At 69.3% G+C, this 15,331-nt stretch carries 11 protein-coding genes; 4 read left to right on the top strand and 7 right to left on the bottom strand.

The window, feature by feature from the left end; genetic code table 11:
* Positions 1 to 134 precede the first annotated feature (134 nt).
* Complete coding sequence (locus E8A74_RS29895) at positions 135 to 1,046, top strand: hypothetical protein (RefSeq protein WP_136932510.1); 912 nt, start codon at positions 135 to 137, stop codon at positions 1,044 to 1,046.
* Positions 1,043 to 2,209: a hypothetical protein gene (locus E8A74_RS29900; protein WP_136932511.1), complete on the top strand. Its 1,167-nt coding sequence runs from the start codon at positions 1,043 to 1,045 to the stop codon at positions 2,207 to 2,209. The genes E8A74_RS29895 and E8A74_RS29900 overlap by 4 nt, the downstream gene beginning before the upstream one ends.
* Before the next feature lie 150 nt (positions 2,210 to 2,359).
* Here E8A74_RS29900 and E8A74_RS29910 read toward each other — a convergent pair whose 3' ends face one another.
* Entirely contained in the window at positions 2,360 to 2,899 is a 540-nt protein-coding gene (locus E8A74_RS29910) for an RNA polymerase sigma factor (RefSeq protein WP_170229477.1), read from the bottom strand.
* 245 nt (positions 2,900 to 3,144) lie between these two features.
* On the bottom strand, positions 3,145 to 3,483 hold the full coding sequence (locus E8A74_RS29915; protein WP_136932513.1) for a four helix bundle protein: 339 nt from the start codon (positions 3,481 to 3,483) through the stop codon (positions 3,145 to 3,147).
* A 395-nt stretch (positions 3,484 to 3,878) separates the two neighbouring features.
* On the opposite strand from E8A74_RS29915, the gene grxD reads away from it, so the two are divergent.
* The gene (gene grxD / locus E8A74_RS29925; protein WP_136932514.1) at positions 3,879 to 4,193 is read left to right on the top strand and encodes a Grx4 family monothiol glutaredoxin; all 315 of its coding nucleotides are present in this window, start codon (positions 3,879 to 3,881) and stop codon (positions 4,191 to 4,193) included.
* A gap of 1 nt (position 4,194) precedes the next feature.
* Here grxD and E8A74_RS29930 read toward each other — a convergent pair whose 3' ends face one another.
* Genes E8A74_RS29930 through E8A74_RS29940 form a run of 3 tightly spaced genes read right to left on the bottom strand, consistent with a single transcriptional unit; the run spans position 4,195 to position 9,739 of the window.
* Positions 4,195 to 4,902, bottom strand: coding sequence for a uracil-DNA glycosylase (locus tag E8A74_RS29930; protein WP_136932515.1), 708 nt, complete (start codon positions 4,900 to 4,902; stop codon positions 4,195 to 4,197).
* Complete coding sequence (locus E8A74_RS29935; RefSeq protein ID WP_211365474.1) at positions 4,899 to 6,101, bottom strand: esterase/lipase family protein; 1,203 nt, start codon at positions 6,099 to 6,101, stop codon at positions 4,899 to 4,901. Before E8A74_RS29935 ends, E8A74_RS29930 begins: the two co-directional genes overlap by 4 nt.
* 14 nt (positions 6,102 to 6,115) lie before the next feature.
* Positions 6,116 to 9,739 carry an FG-GAP-like repeat-containing protein gene (locus tag E8A74_RS29940; protein ID WP_136932516.1) on the bottom strand — a complete coding sequence of 1,208 codons (3,624 nt, stop codon included), beginning with the start codon at positions 9,737 to 9,739 and terminating at the stop codon, positions 6,116 to 6,118.
* A gap of 105 nt (positions 9,740 to 9,844) precedes the next feature.
* Between E8A74_RS29940 and selA the strand changes: the two genes are divergently transcribed.
* Positions 9,845 to 11,248, top strand: a complete 1,404-nt coding sequence (gene selA, locus E8A74_RS29945; RefSeq protein ID WP_136932517.1) for an L-seryl-tRNA(Sec) selenium transferase — start codon at positions 9,845 to 9,847, stop codon at positions 11,246 to 11,248.
* A gap of 3 nt (positions 11,249 to 11,251) precedes the next feature.
* Here the strand turns inward: selA and E8A74_RS29950 are convergent, their stop codons facing one another.
* Together E8A74_RS29950 and E8A74_RS29955 are read right to left on the bottom strand one after the other, a co-directional pair.
* Positions 11,252 to 12,655: an MBL fold metallo-hydrolase gene (locus tag E8A74_RS29950; protein ID WP_136932518.1), complete on the bottom strand. Its 1,404-nt coding sequence runs from the start codon at positions 12,653 to 12,655 to the stop codon at positions 11,252 to 11,254.
* 9 nt (positions 12,656 to 12,664) lie between these two features.
* Complete coding sequence (locus E8A74_RS29955; RefSeq protein WP_211365475.1) at positions 12,665 to 15,310, bottom strand: TonB-dependent receptor domain-containing protein; 2,646 nt, start codon at positions 15,308 to 15,310, stop codon at positions 12,665 to 12,667.
* Positions 15,311 to 15,331: the final 21 nt, after the last annotated feature.

A 15,331-nucleotide genomic window follows, 5' to 3' on the forward strand; every position in this document is an offset into this window, starting at 1 on the left:
CGATACGCGAGACCTCCGCACGAATGGCTGCCGCTTGTTGTTCCGTACACATGTTGAGGCTCCTTCCGGCGGGGAGCCTGGGCACGAGGGACACGGGGCGTCAGGACGGGGGTGGGCGAGGTGATACCCTCAATGTGTGGGAGGCGATCGTGCTCGGGCCGGAGCAGGGCTCGTTCATGGAGACGGTGCGGGCGTTCGCGGGGGCGATGTCCTTCGTCGGGGAGGGGGCGGCGGCGTATGCGGAGGTGATGCAGACGCTGGTGCATGCGTCGTCGCGGATTGCGATCGGATTCGTTCCGTATGCCGGGCCGGCGCTCGACCTCTGCGAGGCGGTGACGGGGAAGCTTTTGTGTTTGCCCGGGGGGAAGGATCTGTCCACGGAGGAGCGGGTCTTTTCGGGTGTCGGGTTCGGGTTTGGGCAGATCACGAAGGCTTGGGCGGGGATCAAGGCGGCCGGGGTCAAGCCGGGGGCGAAGATTGTCGCGGCGGGGGTGCTCAGCTACACCGACGAGTTTCTCCAGGCGTTGCAGAAGAGCCGGAGGCCATGGTATACGGGACTGCACGGCAAACAGCTAAATGCAGCCATCGGGAAACTCGCCAACCAATTCGAGGGCAGAGCAGGGATCCACTTGATGAAGCAGGAGGGGCGGCAGATGCTGCTGGTGGGGGACGACGTGGTGCGGGATGCTCTCAACATCGAAAGCGGTCTAGGCGGCGGGTTGTCCAAGGCGCCAGATTTCGTCACGGTGACCAAGGGGAACAAGCTGGCGCTGAGCGAGGTGAAGCAGCTCGAAAACATCGGGGCGAATAACTCGGGCATCAATGTGAACAACGCCGTGAATCAGTTGAGGAACGGGATGAAGGCATTGCGCAACATGAACCTCGCCTCCGATGTCGAGCGGTTGGAGGTCATCGTTCCCAAGGGCGCGAAGTTTGCTGGAGACTACGGGATCAAGGATGGTTATCTGATCGAGTTCAGCTCGGGCAAGACCATCGAGATCAAAGAAGGCTTCAAGAACGTCTTCATCAAGGTGGTGGAAATATGAGCCATCCGGTTGATCCGTACTTCTACGCATGGACACGTGATGCGGACAGACTTGATGCATTCGTGGCGGCGCTGGCTGCGCTCATCGAACCGGGTGGGAAAGGCAGTGTGAGCATATCTACCGCCGGGGTCAGGGGTGAATTCGAGCAGGCTGATGTTTCGTTGGAGGAGATGATCGCCGTCCTACATTCGCGGTTCACGTCGTCGTCGGAGGCAAACATCTACATTCCTCATCGACTACCGTCCCGCGGCGGTCTAGCGAATATACAGCTACGATGCTTTGGCCCAGGTTGGTCAGGTGGGCGTTTTCCCCATGATTGTCTCGTCGCCGCGTCCGGCTACACCTATCTGCATCCTGGCGTCATCCACGTTGGCGCGACCCTTGGCGCCACGACAACGCAGGTAGCCGCAGCCGTGCTCTCGATCATGGTTCAGGAGGACATGGAGGATATCCTCGTGCGCCTTTGTGCACCTGACGATCGAAATCGCATACCCACTGGTGGGCACACGGGCACGGACGCGGGTTCATGGGGCGCTCCAATCGAATTGGCTGCAACCTTCAACGCCGATGGGAACGTTGCGCGGGATATCGCACTCTCATGGATCTATCTCCGGGACGGGGACAGGGTTGGATATATCGCGGGCTCATCTATGGAAACACTCATGAAGCGAGTGGAAGGCGCACCACGCGGATCCACTGTCGGAGTTGCGACACGACTCCGGCGCGTTCGCGAGCATGAGGGGGCCGATTACGTGGTGGCGGCTCATGATGTGGCCATGCGAGGTACCCATGTAGGAGCCATTCGACGTGTTCCCCGTGAACGCCTGCCGGGGGACGTGGACCTGACTCGTGAGCAGGTGCTTCAGGTGCTGGAAACACCGCCCGGCGTGCTGCTCGATGCCCTCGACGCCGCAGCCGTTCCCGATGACGAGTGGCGTGCCGTGGAGCCGCTCGCACGCGAGGCCATCGAGGCGCATAAACAAGGCTCGCCCACCATCGAGGTGGACGCAATGACCGACAAGCAGCAGCGGTTCCTCGAACTCCACGCCCCCTACCACGTCCGCCGCCTCCCGAACGGCGGCGTTCTCCTCGCGACGCACCCCTGCCGCACGCTCTGGCAGCTCTGGGCGGATGCGCTGCTTCTGCTGGGGATTCGGACGTAGGGAGCGGGAGCGGGAGCGGGAGCGGGAGCGGGAGCGGGAGCGGGAGCGGGAGCGGGGGCGGGAGCGGGAGCGGGGGCGGGAGCGGGGGCGGGAGCGGGAGCGGGAGCGGGGGCGGGGGCGGGGGCGGGAGCGGGGGCGGGAGCGGGGGCGTCAGAGGGGGGTGCAGAGCGCCAGGCGGAGCCGGGCGAGGTGCAGGCGGGCGTAGGCGGTCTTCAGGCGGATCCGGAGCGCGCGGGCAATCTGCGGCATCGAGCGGCCTTCGATTTCGTAGGCCCAAAGCACGGCGGCGAGCTTTGTGCTGAGCTTCTGGATGGCTCGCCAGAGCAGGCGGGCCGCGTCGAAGGCCTGCGTCGTTCGCGGGTGGACCAGAGGTTCGGGGAGCTCGCCCGTGAGCGCTTCCCAGCGATTGCGCGCAAGCTTGCGATGGTTCGCCGCGCGATAAAGCGCGACCGTGAAGAGCCAAGACCGCGCTTGCTCGCCCCCCACGAGGCCGTCCCGCCGTTGCCAGGCAACGAGAAAGACCTCCTGCACGAGATCGTCCACCTCGCGCGGCTCCACGCGGCCATGCTTGAGGAGGACGGAACGAACGAAGGGGCGGTACTCGCGGTAAAACCGCGCGAAGAGCGCCTCCGGGGAGGGAAAGGGGACAGGTTTCTTGGCGGATTCAGGGCAGACGTCTAGATGGGTCACAGCTTGTGGACTCCGGTTTCGGCGGGGTTTGCAGGTCAGACGCCGGTCGGTGTTACCAGCACCGGCTGGCGTCGCTTGCTTTTGTCTCATGAAGTGGGGGGGAAAGGCAATCGCGAAAGGCGTGGATTGGTTCGTCGCCGGAGAACCTACGATCCATGCAGAATGCGGCGATGGCGCTCGTAATGGCCCCGCTGATCCAGGCCGAACGGGCGGGCCGTCCTGGGGGTGGACGGCCCGCCCTTGATTCACGATGCGCGGCGGTAGCGGTAGACGAGGCGTCCCAGCGTGGCGATGACGTGGTCGATTCGATCGAGCACCCGGGCATCGACGGTGCCGATGTACCTCATGGCCTGGGCGACGTGGATGCAGGCCAGCACCTCTCGGGCCGAGCCCAGGGCCGTCTGATAACGTTGCCGTTTATGCCCCGCCGTGTTCCCGGCCCCTTCCGCCGTATTGAGCGCGACGCTCTGCATGGCCCTGCGCAATTGCCGAGCGAGATCCGAATCCCTCCGTTCGATCTGCTCCGCAATACCAGCCGCGTCCCCCGCCATGGCCAGGACGACCTCGTAAATCCTCAGCACCATGAAACCCTCCTTCCGACGACCCTTTCGCCGGGACCCCCGTCCCACACCGTCGCGCGCAGGCCTCTTCAAGGCTGCGCAGCACCGCGCGGAGCCGCGCGGAGCGCGAAGCGCGAGCACGGCGAGCACGGCATGGCCTTGAAGAGGCCGAGCACGACGGTAAGCTCACCGACCCCGAGCGGGACCCTCTGATTCCCGCTCCCGCTCCCGCTCCCGCTCCCGCTCCCTCGCCCCGCTCCCGCTCCCGCTCCCGCTCCCGCTCCCGCTCCCGCTCCCGCTCCCGCCCCCGCCCCCGCCCCCGCCCCCGCTCCCGCTCCCGCCCCCGCTCCCGCTCCCGCTCCCGCTCCCGCTCCCGCCTCCTCGCCCCGCTCCTCCCCTTACGCTACGTTGTCCCCGCCATGAGCGATGCGCGTCAACGGATCCAGGAGATCATCGATCAGAACCGCGTGGTCCTCTTCATGAAGGGGACAAAGAGCTTCCCGCAGTGCGGGTTCTCGCAGCGCGCCGTGCAGATCCTCAAGTCGGCCGGGGCCGAGTTCGTGGACGTGAACGTCCTGAAGGACCCCGACATCCGCCAAGGGATCAAGGAGTTCTCGAACTGGCCGACGATCCCGCAGGTGTACATCGACGGGAAGTTCGTCGGCGGCAGCGACATCCTCTCCGAGATGCAGCAGTCCGGCGAGCTGTCGCAGCTCCTCACGCCGAAGAACTGACCTACCGGCGCGCTCGTTCCAGCGCAGCCCCCAACACCTCGTCGAACATCGCCGCCGTGAGCCGGCCCGTCTGCGTGTTCTGCTGGCTCACGTGGTAGCTCCCGAACAGCCACGCCCGACCCCCGCCGCCCCGCGGATCCGGGATCTCTCCGCGCGCTCCATGCGCGAACGCAGGCGCGCCCGAGACGTCTCCGTGCTTCTTCGCGAGCGTGAGGACCGCGTCGTAGCCGGTCTTCCCGAGCGCGAGGTACGTGTGCGCTCGGTCGAGCAGCGCGAGCTCGGCTTCGAGCCATGGGCGGCAGGCCGCGAGCTCCGCCGGCGTGGGCTTGTTCTCGGGCGGCGCGCAGCGGCACGGGGCCACGATGAAGGCGCCCGTGAGCGTGAGGCCGTCGCCGCGGCGTACGCTCGTCGGCTGGGAGGCGACGCCCGCTCGGTGCAGCGCGGCGTAGAGGAAGTCGCCCGAGCGATCCCCCGTGAACATGCGGCCCGTGCGGTTGCCGCCGTGCGCGGCGGGCGCGAGGCCCATGAGGATCAGCGTGGCGTCGGGGTCGCCGAAGCCGGGGATCGGGCGGCCCCAGTAGGTCTCGTCCCGGTAGGCGCGGCGTTTGACCCGCGCGACCTCTTCTCGCCACGCGACCAGGCGATCACAACGGCGGCACTCGACGAGCGCTTCTTGCAAGAGCTCGAGCGAGCGCCGCTGGCTCGTCACGACACCCCGCGCACGCTCGGCGGTGCGCTCTTCGGCGCGCGCTCGGACGCGGGGCTGCGCGCGTCGCGCAGCTCTTCGCCCACGATCATGCCGGACACGATCCGATCCATCACGACGTCGAATCGCACGCGCTGGAACCGCGCGCCACTCGCGAGCCAGTCGGTGTGGCCGCCCGCGCCGGGGAAGTGGCCGACGATGTCGAGGTGGTCCGCTTTGCCGACCCACACGAGGTCACCCCAGATCTGCGAGGTCAGGGGCACGACGCCGTCATTCGCCGTCGGCGGCAGGGCCTCGCCGAGCATCGCCTTGAGCTTCGCTTGGGCCGCGCCGTCGGCTGCTGCGCACGGGTACCGCTCGTCGAGGCGGCTCGTCAGGTTGTAGAGCGCCGTGAAGATCGTCGCGCTCATCGCGCTCCACGGCGAGCGCAAGGCCGCGATCCAGTCGCGCACCGCGTTCGAGGGCGCATACGTCGCGACACACTGGTAACGCACGCCGGGGCGATCCTCGACGCCGGCCTGGAAGAGGTCCATCGCCTCGGGCATGAGCTGCACGATCGCGCCTTGATCGCCGCGCAGGAGATCGAGCCAGGTGCGCAGCTCGCGGCTCGACGCTTCGTCGAGGACCTTGGCCACGGCGTCGACGGCGCGGTTGATGATCTCGAGCTCGAAGTTGCCGATCGAGAGACGGCCGAACGCAGCGACGAGCGCGGACGTCGCGGCGAGCGGAGGCGCGCCGAGCTTGAGCGCGGTCACGGTGAGCGCGGAGATCGCGTAGAGCATGCGCTGGCCGCTGACGGTCGCGAAGAAGGCCGCGAGGGGCGTGCCGTAGTGCGGCGTGTTCATCGTCGTGATCGACGAGAGCCGCGGCAGCCACGCGAGCTCCTTGCGGGCGACGCCGGGCAAGCGCGCGGTCGGCGAGGCGACGAGGCGCGCGTCGAGGCCGCCCGTCGAGTGGCCGACCACGTGGATGGGGCCGTCGTCGTCGCCGGCCGTGGCGGCGACCATGTGCGCGAGCTTGGCCGCGCGGCGGCAGACGCTGGCCGTGGGGTGGACGTCGCAGACCAGGACCTTGGCGACACGGCCGCGCTGGCGGAAGCGATCTTCGAGGGCGACGACGAGGTGCTCGAAGTACTCGAACGACGCGAGCCGCGCGAAGCCGAACATGCCGGGAGAGAGGTAGATTCGAACGGGAGGCGACACCCCGAGAAGGTAGCCTAGCTGCGCGCAGGTCGCCGCCTCGCCAGCACGAGCGCGAGGCCCACGGCGACGAGGCCCGCCGCTCGCCCGTCGCCGCGGCCCTGGCCGGCGGCCCGGCAATCGCAGCCGCCGGCCGCTTCGAGGGGCCGGGGGAGGCGATCTGCCTCGCAGACGTCGGCCGTGAGCGGGGCCTTCGCCTTGAGGGGCACGCCCTGATCGAGCCGGGTGTCGAGGCTGCCCGTGTTGCGGTTGTCGTGGTGGTAGCTCTCCCACGCGATGACGCCGTCGGTCCGGCCGCGCGTGTGCCAGACGTGCAAAAAGCCGCTGCGCGTGCCGACGGCGACCTCGAGGGTGCCGTCGCCGTCGAGGTCGCCGACGGCGGCCGTGGAGGCGATCCACTGGCCCGTGAACTTGGGAAAACCCGCGGGCTCGCGGCCGCAGCCGTCGTAGGCGTGGAGGAAATACCCGCCCGAGCCGGTGAGGATCTCGGGGTAGTCGTCGCCGTCGAGGTCGGCGATGGCGTGGTTGTTGAAGAAGGTGAAGTCTTCGAGCAGGAAGGGCGAGCCGGGGAGCATGGCGCCGGTCTTGCCGCTCCAGACCGCGAGCAGGTGTTCGCCCGCGCCCGTGCCGCCGCCCTGGAGCGCCTGCGTGAGCGAGAGGGAGCCGCCCGAGGCGACGACGTCGGGCACGCCGTCCTGATCGAGGTCGCCGACGGAGGGGCTCGAGAAGAGCGGGAGCATCGTGTTCGGCTGCGTCGCGCGCGAGAGCGGGCCGAAGATGCTGGAGGGTTCGAGGCCGCGCAGCTCCTTCGTGGGATCCATGGGATCGGGGCGAACGGGCAGGGCGTTCGCGGGCGGCGCGCCGAGCGAGCTCTGGCCGCCGGGCTCGGTGGGGACGATGAACGGCAGGCTCACGTTGCCGTGCGCGATGGCGGCGAGCTTTCCTTCGAAGCGCGCGACGGCCGGGGCGTTCGGGATGCCCTCGGCGACGAGCGGGAAGAGCTCGAAGGAGCTGAGCGAGACGGGCCAGCCGGCGAGGATCGGGCCCCCGGGGGCCTTGGTGCCGCGGCCATCGACGACGGTGATCGCGCCGAACTGTCCACTCGTGCCGAGCCGCTCGTTCGAGCCGAGGACGAGGTCCATCACGCCGTCGGCGTTGAAGTCGGCGACCGCGGGCGTCGTGAGGATGCGGCTCTTCGCCTTGGGGTTGTTCTCGGGGTCGATGCGGATCTCGACGGGGAAGCCGGGGAGAGGAGCGCCGCCCGCGTTGAAGACGTGGACCTTGCCGTCGAACGCGGCCTGCACGATGTCGAGGTGGCCATCGCGATCGAGATCGACGAGCACGGGCGAGGCGAAGGCGCCCCGCGTGATGCGCTGGTCCTCATCCATGCAAGGGCCCGTGGGCGGAGGCAGGTCGGGGCCACGCGGGCAGGAGGGGATGCGCGGGAGGCGACGGGGGAAACCCGGGCGAACGGAGCCGTCGGGTTCGAGGACGTAGATCGTGCCGGCGTAGGTGGTGGCGACGATCTCGACGGTGCCATCGCCGTCGAGGTCGGCGATGGCGGGCGCGTTCATGAAGCCTTCGCGCGCGAGGTTCGGATCGACCTTGCCCGACGCGTAGCCCGGCGCGGTGATGTGGCTCGGCGTCTCGCTCTCGGACGGGGAGGTGAAGCCGTCGATGGGGGTCGTCGCGAAGGGGAAGCCGGGGAAGGGGACGGGGCCGGCCTTCGTGAGCGTGAGGACGTGGATCGCGCCGCCGCCCGTGGGGACGATGAGCTCGCGCACGCCGTCGCCGTCGAGATCGGCCATCTTGGGGCTCGCTTCGAGGCTGTCGCCGAGCCACACGGGAAACCCGCGCGCGAGGTCGGGATCGCTGTGCACGTAGTAGGTGCGGCGCATCTCGCCGCTCACGTCGCCGACGGCGCCGCCGTAGTGCGCGACGGCGCGGACGCGCACGGTGATGGTGTGGTCGTTCTCGCCGAAGGGGCTGTCGACGTCGGGCGGGTGGCTCACCGTGACGTTGCGCACGTCGAGGAGCGCGAGGGGCTCGGCCGTGCCGGCGATGAAGGTGGGATCGAGGTTCAGGCGCCGATCGAGGACGTGCTTCTGAAAGTCCTCTTCGAGCGGCTGCACGCCGCTCGCCCACTCGACGACGTAGTCGTAGGCGTTCGCCCGCGGCGCGGAGATGGTGCCGCGGATCTGGATCGGGCCGTCGACGCGATCCTTGTAGAGGACCTCGAACCAGCGCGGCGAGACGATGTCGACCGAGGGCGGGATGCGGCCCTCACGGATGGCCTCGAGCGCGCGGCTCGCGTGGACGCGTCCGTAGCCGAAGCGTTGATCGAAGCCGGGCTGCGAGAAGCGGTAGATCGATCCGGGCTCGCGGGACGCGGGCACGTCGATGTCGTCGGCCGTGAAGAAGAAGATCGACTGCGCCTCACCCGGCGAGAGCTGCGGCACGGTGTTGTACTTGAGCGCCGCGGAATAGAGCAGGCCCGCGATGCCGCTGAGCTGACCCGTGGCCTCGCTGGAGCACGAGGTGCCCGAGGCCGAGAGCAAGTTCTGGCCGCCGTAGTTCGAGCAGGGGTGGAAGTCGAGGAAGCTCCGCGAGGCACGGGCGCTCGCGCCGTCGTACTGGATCGCGTGCACGGGCAGCGTGTGGTTGCTCGCGGCCGGCATGTTGTGGTGGCGCGAGTTCTCGTCGGCCATCGAGGTCACGACGAGGACTTTGTTCTCGTACGCGTAGTCGAGCGCGGCCTGCGCGAAGCGCGTCATGTTCAGGGTGCCGAGCGCGCACTGCACGACCTTCGCGCCGCTGTCGGTCGCGTACACGACGGACTCGCCGAAGGCCTGCACGTCGCCGATGAAGCTGTCGCCGACGCGGAGCGGGAGGAACATGCAGCGCGGGCAGGCGCCCGCGAGGCCGATGCCGTTGTCGGCCTGGGACGACGAATCTTCGGCCTCGCCCGTGCCGTGCCCGTAGCGCGTGTCGTCGTACGGGTCGTTGTCGTTCTTCATGAAGTCCCAGCCCGAGATGTCGTCGATGTAGCCGTTGCCGTCGTCATCGATGCCATCGGAGAAGGCGAGGATCAGATCGCCGGCGTCGAGCACGCCGTTGGCGTTGCGATCGGACGCAGGCAGCGGCATCGAGGTCGCGTAGTCCGAGACCGAGAAGACGCCGTCGTCGTTGCAGTCGAAGCCGGCGAGATCCCCGGCGCCGCCGCAGGGGGCGCCGCCCGCCTGGAAGGGCTTGTGCGTGAGCAGTTCGCGGCGGTTCAGGTACGCCTTGTCGAGGAGATCGGGCTTCTCCCAGAAGATGCCGCTGTCGGTCACGGCGATGACGACGCGCGGATCACCGATGGAGATGCGCCACGCGAGGTCGATGCTCATGCCGGAGGCGACCTCGTCCGCGCGGCGGACGACGCCCGGCGCGGCGGGCGGCAAGAACGAGTAGTAGTTCCACTGCCCGTCGCGATCCTCGGCGTACGCGTAGCCCGGATCGTTCGGCCAGTTCGCGGGATCGGCCATGTTCGCGTCGGGCGACGGGGGCCACGCGGCGGACGCGGCGTGGGGCGCGAGGGCGCTCGCGAGGGCCAGCGCGGCGAGCAAGCCGCCGCGCCACGAGGGGCGGTACGTTCGCATCGTCTCCTCATCGGCCCCGCGCGGCGCAGTTCGGCGAGGCCGCGTAAGTGTGTGTGCGCAAAAAGTACGGGAGAAGGAGTGGAGAGCGGGTAGATGTAGCAGCCGATGGGCGAGGAGGAAACGCGAGGGACAGGGGGCGCGGATCTGCGGGGCATCCCACGGGTGGACCGTGTCCTCGCGAATCCGTCCCTCACACAGGCGAAGCAGAGGCTCGGCGTCGCCGTGTTGACGCGCCTCGTGCGGCGAGCCCTCGACGAAGCACGCGACGCCGTGCGCGGCGGCGCGCCGTGTCCCTCCGTGGAGGAGGTGGCGCTGCGCGTCTCCGCGCACGCAGAGCGAACGCTCGGGACGCGCGCGCGGCGGGTGATCAACGCGACGGGCGTCGTGCTGCACACGAACCTCGGCCGTGCCCCGCTCGGCGCGCGTGTGGCCGAGGCGCTCGCGCGCTCGGCGGCGGGGTACACGTCGATCGAGATCGATCTCGCGACGGGCCGGCGCGGGCGTCGCGGCGCGTTCGCCGAGGATGCGCTGTGCGAGCTCTCGGGCGCGGAGGCATCGCTCGTCGTGAACAACAACGCCGCGGCCGTGCTCTTGATGCTCGGCGCGCTCGCCGCAGGCCGGTCCGTGGTGGTGTCGCGGGGCGAGCTCGTGGAGATCGGCGGAGGGTTCCGGGTGCCCGAGGTGATGGCGCGATCGGGCGCGCGGCTCGTCGAGGTGGGCACGACGAACAAGACGCGGATCGCGGACTACGCGCGCGCGCTCGACGCGGCGCCCGACGCTGCGGCGATCCTGCGCGTGCACCAAGGAAACTTCCGGCAGGTGGGCTTTGTCGAGCGGCCGGAGCATCGCGCGCTCGCGGCCCTCGCGCGCGAGCGGAAGGTGCTCTTGCTGGAGGATCTTGGCGGCGGCGCGATCGTGGATCTGGAGTCGCTCGGGCTTTCGGGCGAGCCGAGCGTGCGGAGCTCGGTCGAGGCGGGGTCCGATGTGGTTTGTTTCAGCACCGACAAAGTGCTCGGCGGGCCGCAGGGCGGGGCGATCGTGGGGCGCGCCGATCTCGTGGCGGCATGCCGGAAAGATCCGCTGGCGCGAGCCCTGCGCCTCGGTCGCCTCCCGCTCGTCGCGCTCGAAGCGACGCTCGCCGCGTACCTCGAAGGCGACCTCGACGTGATCCCCACGATGGCCGCGCTGCGCGCGCCGCTCTCCGCCGTGCGCGCGCGGGCCGAGCGGATCCAGGGAGAGCTCGCGCGTGAGGGCGTGACGTCGTCCGTCGTGGAGCTCGGCGGCGCCGTGGGGGGAGGCGCGTGCGCCGAGGAGCCGCTGCCCTCGTTTGGTGTGGCGCTCGAAGCGGCGGGCGGAGAGCTCGCGACGATCGCGGAGCGTCTCCGCGTGGGGGAGCCGCCGGTCCTGCCGCGCGTGCAGGAGGGCCGCATCCTCTTCGACGTGCGCACGTTGCTCGACGGCGAGGACGCGCCGCTCACCGCGGCGATCATCTCCGCCGTGAAAGGCTGAACGTCAGGCGATCTCGAGCTTGTCGTTCGGCGCCGGGATCACGATCGAGCCGTGCCCCCGCTCGCGCATCTTGTCCGCGAGCACGCGTTGCGGCTGGGGCTCGCCGTGCACGAGGGCAATCGTCCCGGCCGGGCCCCGCGCGCGGCAAGCATCCGCGTAGGCGACGAGATCCCGCTGATCGGCGTGCGCGCTGAAGCCGTTCAGGACCACGACGTCGGCACGGCGCTCGCGCTCGACGCCGAAGATGCGGACGCGCGCGCGTCGCTCCACGAGCCTGCGGCCGAGCGTGTGTTGCGCCTGGTAGCCCACGATGAGCACGGTGTTCCGCGGATCCTCCACGCCGTTCTTCAGGTGATGGAGGATCCGGCCGGCCTCGCACATGCCACTCGCCGAGATGATGATCGCGCTGCCTTCGCCGCCGAGCTGCTTGCTGCGCTCCTTGTCCTCGACGTACTCGAGGTCCTCGAAGTCGAAGGGCGTGTCGGTGCCGCGGAGCAGCGCGCGTGCCTCGGCGTCGTAACACTCGGGGTGGAGCTTGAAGACGTCCGTGATGCGGACCGTGAGCGGCGAGTCGACATAGACCGGGACACGCGGGATCTGCCCGGCCTTGCGGAGCTTCTTCAGCGCGAAGATCACCTCCTGCGCGCGCTCGAGTGCGAACGAGGGGATGAAGACCTTGCCGCCGCGCGCCACGGTGCGCGTGACGACACGCGCGAGGTCGTCCTCCATCTTGTCGACGCCGTCGTGCAGGCGATCGCCGTAGGTGCTCTCCGTGATGAGGACGTCGGCGCCCTCGGGGACCTCGGGATCACGCAGGATGGGCCGCCCAGCGCGGCCAAGATCCCCGGTGAAGACGAGGCGCCGTTTCTTCCCGCGCTCTTCGAGGTCGAGCACCGTGATCGCGCTGCCGAGCACGTGCCCGGCGTCGAAGAAGGTCAGGCGCACGCCGTCGGCGATGGGGATCGAGCGGTGGTAGGGGACCGAGACGAACCGCGAGATCGCGTCGAGCACGTCCTCCTCGCCGTAGATCGGTTCGACGAGCTCGTCCTCACGGCCCTCGCGCACGGATTGCTTGTTCAGGTACCGCGCGTCGGCCTGCTGGATCGCCGCCGCGTCGCGGAGCATGAGCGCCGCGAGATCCCGCGTGGCCGGCGTCGCGTACACGAGGCCGTCGAAGCCGTTTTTCGCGAGCATGGGCAGCGCGCCCGAGTGATCGATGTGCGCGTGGGAGAGGACCACGGCCGAGACCTCGCGCGCGGGCACGCGCAGGCGGCGGTTGTACTCGAACGACTCGCGCCGCCGCCCCTGGAACAGGCCGCAGTCGAGCAGCACGGTGGCGTGCTCCGTGCGGACGACGTGCATCGATCCGGTGACGGTCTGCGCCGCGCCGACGAACTGGATGTCCACGCAAAACCTCTACAGCGTGTGCTGGAAGAAGCCCATGACCCGGCGCCCGACGCGGTTGCCGAAGGGGTGCATCTGCGGCGCTTCGTCGGTGAGGCCCGAGAGCGCGTTGTAGACGACGAGCGAGACCTCGCCGGTCGTGCTGGCGATCGGGAAACGCCACCCGATGCGACCGTTCAGGAGCGCGTAGCCGGGGATGTCGAAGGTCTGGACCTGGATGCCCGAGAGCGTGGCGACCTGCTCGGCCCAGGTCTGCGCCGACTGGTAGTGGAAGGTGATCTCGCCGTCGATGCCGGGCTTCGTGCGGAGCTGGACGCCGGCGTTGATCTTGTGCCGGCTCGTGCGCTGATCCGTCGGCGCCGAGCAGCCGTCCGGCAGCTCCTGCGACGAGACGTTCAGCGCGTAGTTCGCGAAGAGGTCGAGGCCCTCGATCGGGTAGACGCGCGTGCCGACCTCGCCGCCGAAGACGTTCTGGATGTCGCAGCGGTTGAGCCAGCCGCCGAAGCCGACCGTGTACCGCCCCGTCTCCGGGTTGAGCCCGCCGAGCCCGTCGGCACGGTTCGCCAGCGTGAGCGGCCGCTCGCCGGCGAGCGCGATCAGGTCCGTGACGCGGTTGTAGTAGGCGGTCGCTTCGAACTCGAAGCGATCGCTCATCTGGTTCAGGTAGCTCGCCTCGGCCGTGATGATGCTCTCGGGCCGGAGGCGGAAGGCCGTGTCTTCGTAGCGCTGCGACGCCGAGATGAGCTCGGCGCCCGGGAGCTGGAGCTGGATCGGCAGGTCGAGGTACGACTCGAGGAAGGTCGTGTTGCGGAAGGCGGTCGAGCCGCTCACGCGGATCGACTGGAGGTCGGTCGGCTTGATGATGACCGAGCCGCGCGGCGAGACCTTCACGGTCTGGAGGTAGGGCACGTAGTCGGCGCGGCCGGAGACGACGAGCTGCACGGACTTGCCGAAGCGCAGCGTGTCCTGGAGGAAGAGCGAGCCCCAGTTCTCGATCGGCGTCTCGTCCTGGAGGTACGTCCAGGTGATCGACTTCATGCGGTACGCAGCGCCGCCGCGGAGGCTGTGCTCGACGGACTTCGGCCACGTGACGTCCTTGAAGAAGTTGAGCTCAGCGTCGACGACGTTCTGGTTCGCCTGGCTCGGGAAGAGCGTGTGGCCGTAGTAGTCGTGGTTCGACGACGTCTGCGCGGCGACCCGCGCGTAAAAGACGCGCGCGGAAAAGTTTTCGGTCTTGAAGAGCGCCGTGATGTCGGCGTTGTCGAAGCGGGCGCGGTAGTCGTTGAACGGGCCGATGCCGTAGACGTCGAGGTCGCTGCGCGCGAAGCCGCCGCCGACCTGCAGCTCGCGGTTGTTCTTGAAGCGCTGCGCGAGGCGGATGTCGACGCGCAGGTTCTCCGCGCCGAGGTTCTGGTTCGGGTCGAAGACCTGGATGTCCTCGCGGCCGTTCTGCACCTCGCGCGTCCACCGCGGGTAACGCGTGTAGCCGACCGACGCGCGGTAGCCGAGGTCGCCGTCGCGCCCCGTGGCCCACGCCGAGCCGTAGCCCTGGCCGGTGTCGCCGTAGCCGACGCGGAAGCCCGTGCGGCCCTCGCCCGGCGCGATGGTGATGATGTTGACGACGCCGGCGAACGCGTTGGCGCCGTAGAGCGCGGAGCCAGGGCCCCGCACGACCTCGATGCGCTCGATCTGGTCGACGTCGATCGAGAGCGTCTCCCAGAACGTCGAGCCGAGGATGTCGAGGTACGCGGGCCGCTGCCCGTTGATGAGCACGAGCAGCTTGTTCGCGAGGCGGCTGTTGAAGCCGCGCATCGAGACGTTCGTGTCGCCGCCCGTGATTTGCATGACGTCCATGCCGGGCACACGACGCAAGAGCTCGGGGATGCGCGTGATGCCCGAGAGGCGGATGTCCTGCCGCGTGATGATGGTCGTGGAGTTCGGCGAGTCGAGCGGGCTCTGGGCGCCGCGCGAGGCCGTGATGACGGTCTCGCGGTAGACGTCCTCGTCGCGCGCCTTGCCGACGAGCTTGTTCACGTCGGCCTGCGCCTGCGCGTCGCCGGGCTTGGTGTCGCCGGGCTTCGTATCGCCAGGGGTATCGCCGGGCTTGGTGTCGCCGGGCTTCGTATCGCCGGGCTTGGTGTCGCCGGGTTTCGTATCGCCGGGCTTGTCTTCCCCGGGTTTGGCGTCGCCGGGTTTGGTGTCGCCCTCGTTGGTCTTCGCCGGCTCGGTGGTCTTGGTCTGCTCGGCGCGCTGCAGGGCGAGCTTCTCTTCGAGCTGCTTCAGGACCTGCGCGGACTCGGCGCGGTCGGGCGGATCGGACGCGACGTACTGCTTGTACGCGTTGATGGCCTGTTCGAGGTTGCCGGCCTCGGCGTGCGCGCGCGCGATGTTGAAGAGGACGTTCGGGTGCGGGAGGATTTCCTGCGCGCGCTCGAGCTCCTTGATGCCCTCGGGGTAGTTGCCCTTGCTGATGAGCTCCATGCCCGCGCGGAAGTGCCGTCGCGCCTCGGTGCGCGCGTCGGCCATCGCAGGGCCCGCGGCGAGGGCCGTGGCGCAGGCGAGGGCGAGCGCGACGAGCGCGCGCGAGCGGCGCGAGCGTCGTGGTTCCTTGGAGGCAGAGGGCGCGTCACGGTGGGCGGATGAGGGCTCGGACGACATGGCGGTTCCTCGGGGGCAAAC

Source organism: Polyangium fumosum, assembly GCF_005144585.1.
Lineage (GTDB): Bacteria > Myxococcota_A > Polyangia > Polyangiales > Polyangiaceae > Polyangium > Polyangium fumosum.

Excerpts from the sequence above, each read along its gene's own strand:
- E8A74_RS29900 (WP_136932511.1), top strand. The coding sequence starts at position 1,043 with ATGAGCCATCCGGTTGATCCGTACTTCTACGCATGGACACGTGATGCG.
- E8A74_RS29915 (WP_136932513.1), bottom strand. The coding sequence starts at position 3,483 with ATGGTGCTGAGGATTTACGAGGTCGTCCTGGCCATGGCGGGGGACGCG.
- grxD (WP_136932514.1), top strand. The coding sequence starts at position 3,879 with ATGAGCGATGCGCGTCAACGGATCCAGGAGATCATCGATCAGAACCGC.
- E8A74_RS29940 (WP_136932516.1), bottom strand. The coding sequence starts at position 9,739 with ATGCGAACGTACCGCCCCTCGTGGCGCGGCGGCTTGCTCGCCGCGCTG.
- selA (WP_136932517.1), top strand. The coding sequence starts at position 9,845 with ATGGGCGAGGAGGAAACGCGAGGGACAGGGGGCGCGGATCTGCGGGGC.
- E8A74_RS29955 (WP_211365475.1), bottom strand. The coding sequence starts at position 15,310 with ATGTCGTCCGAGCCCTCATCCGCCCACCGTGACGCGCCCTCTGCCTCC.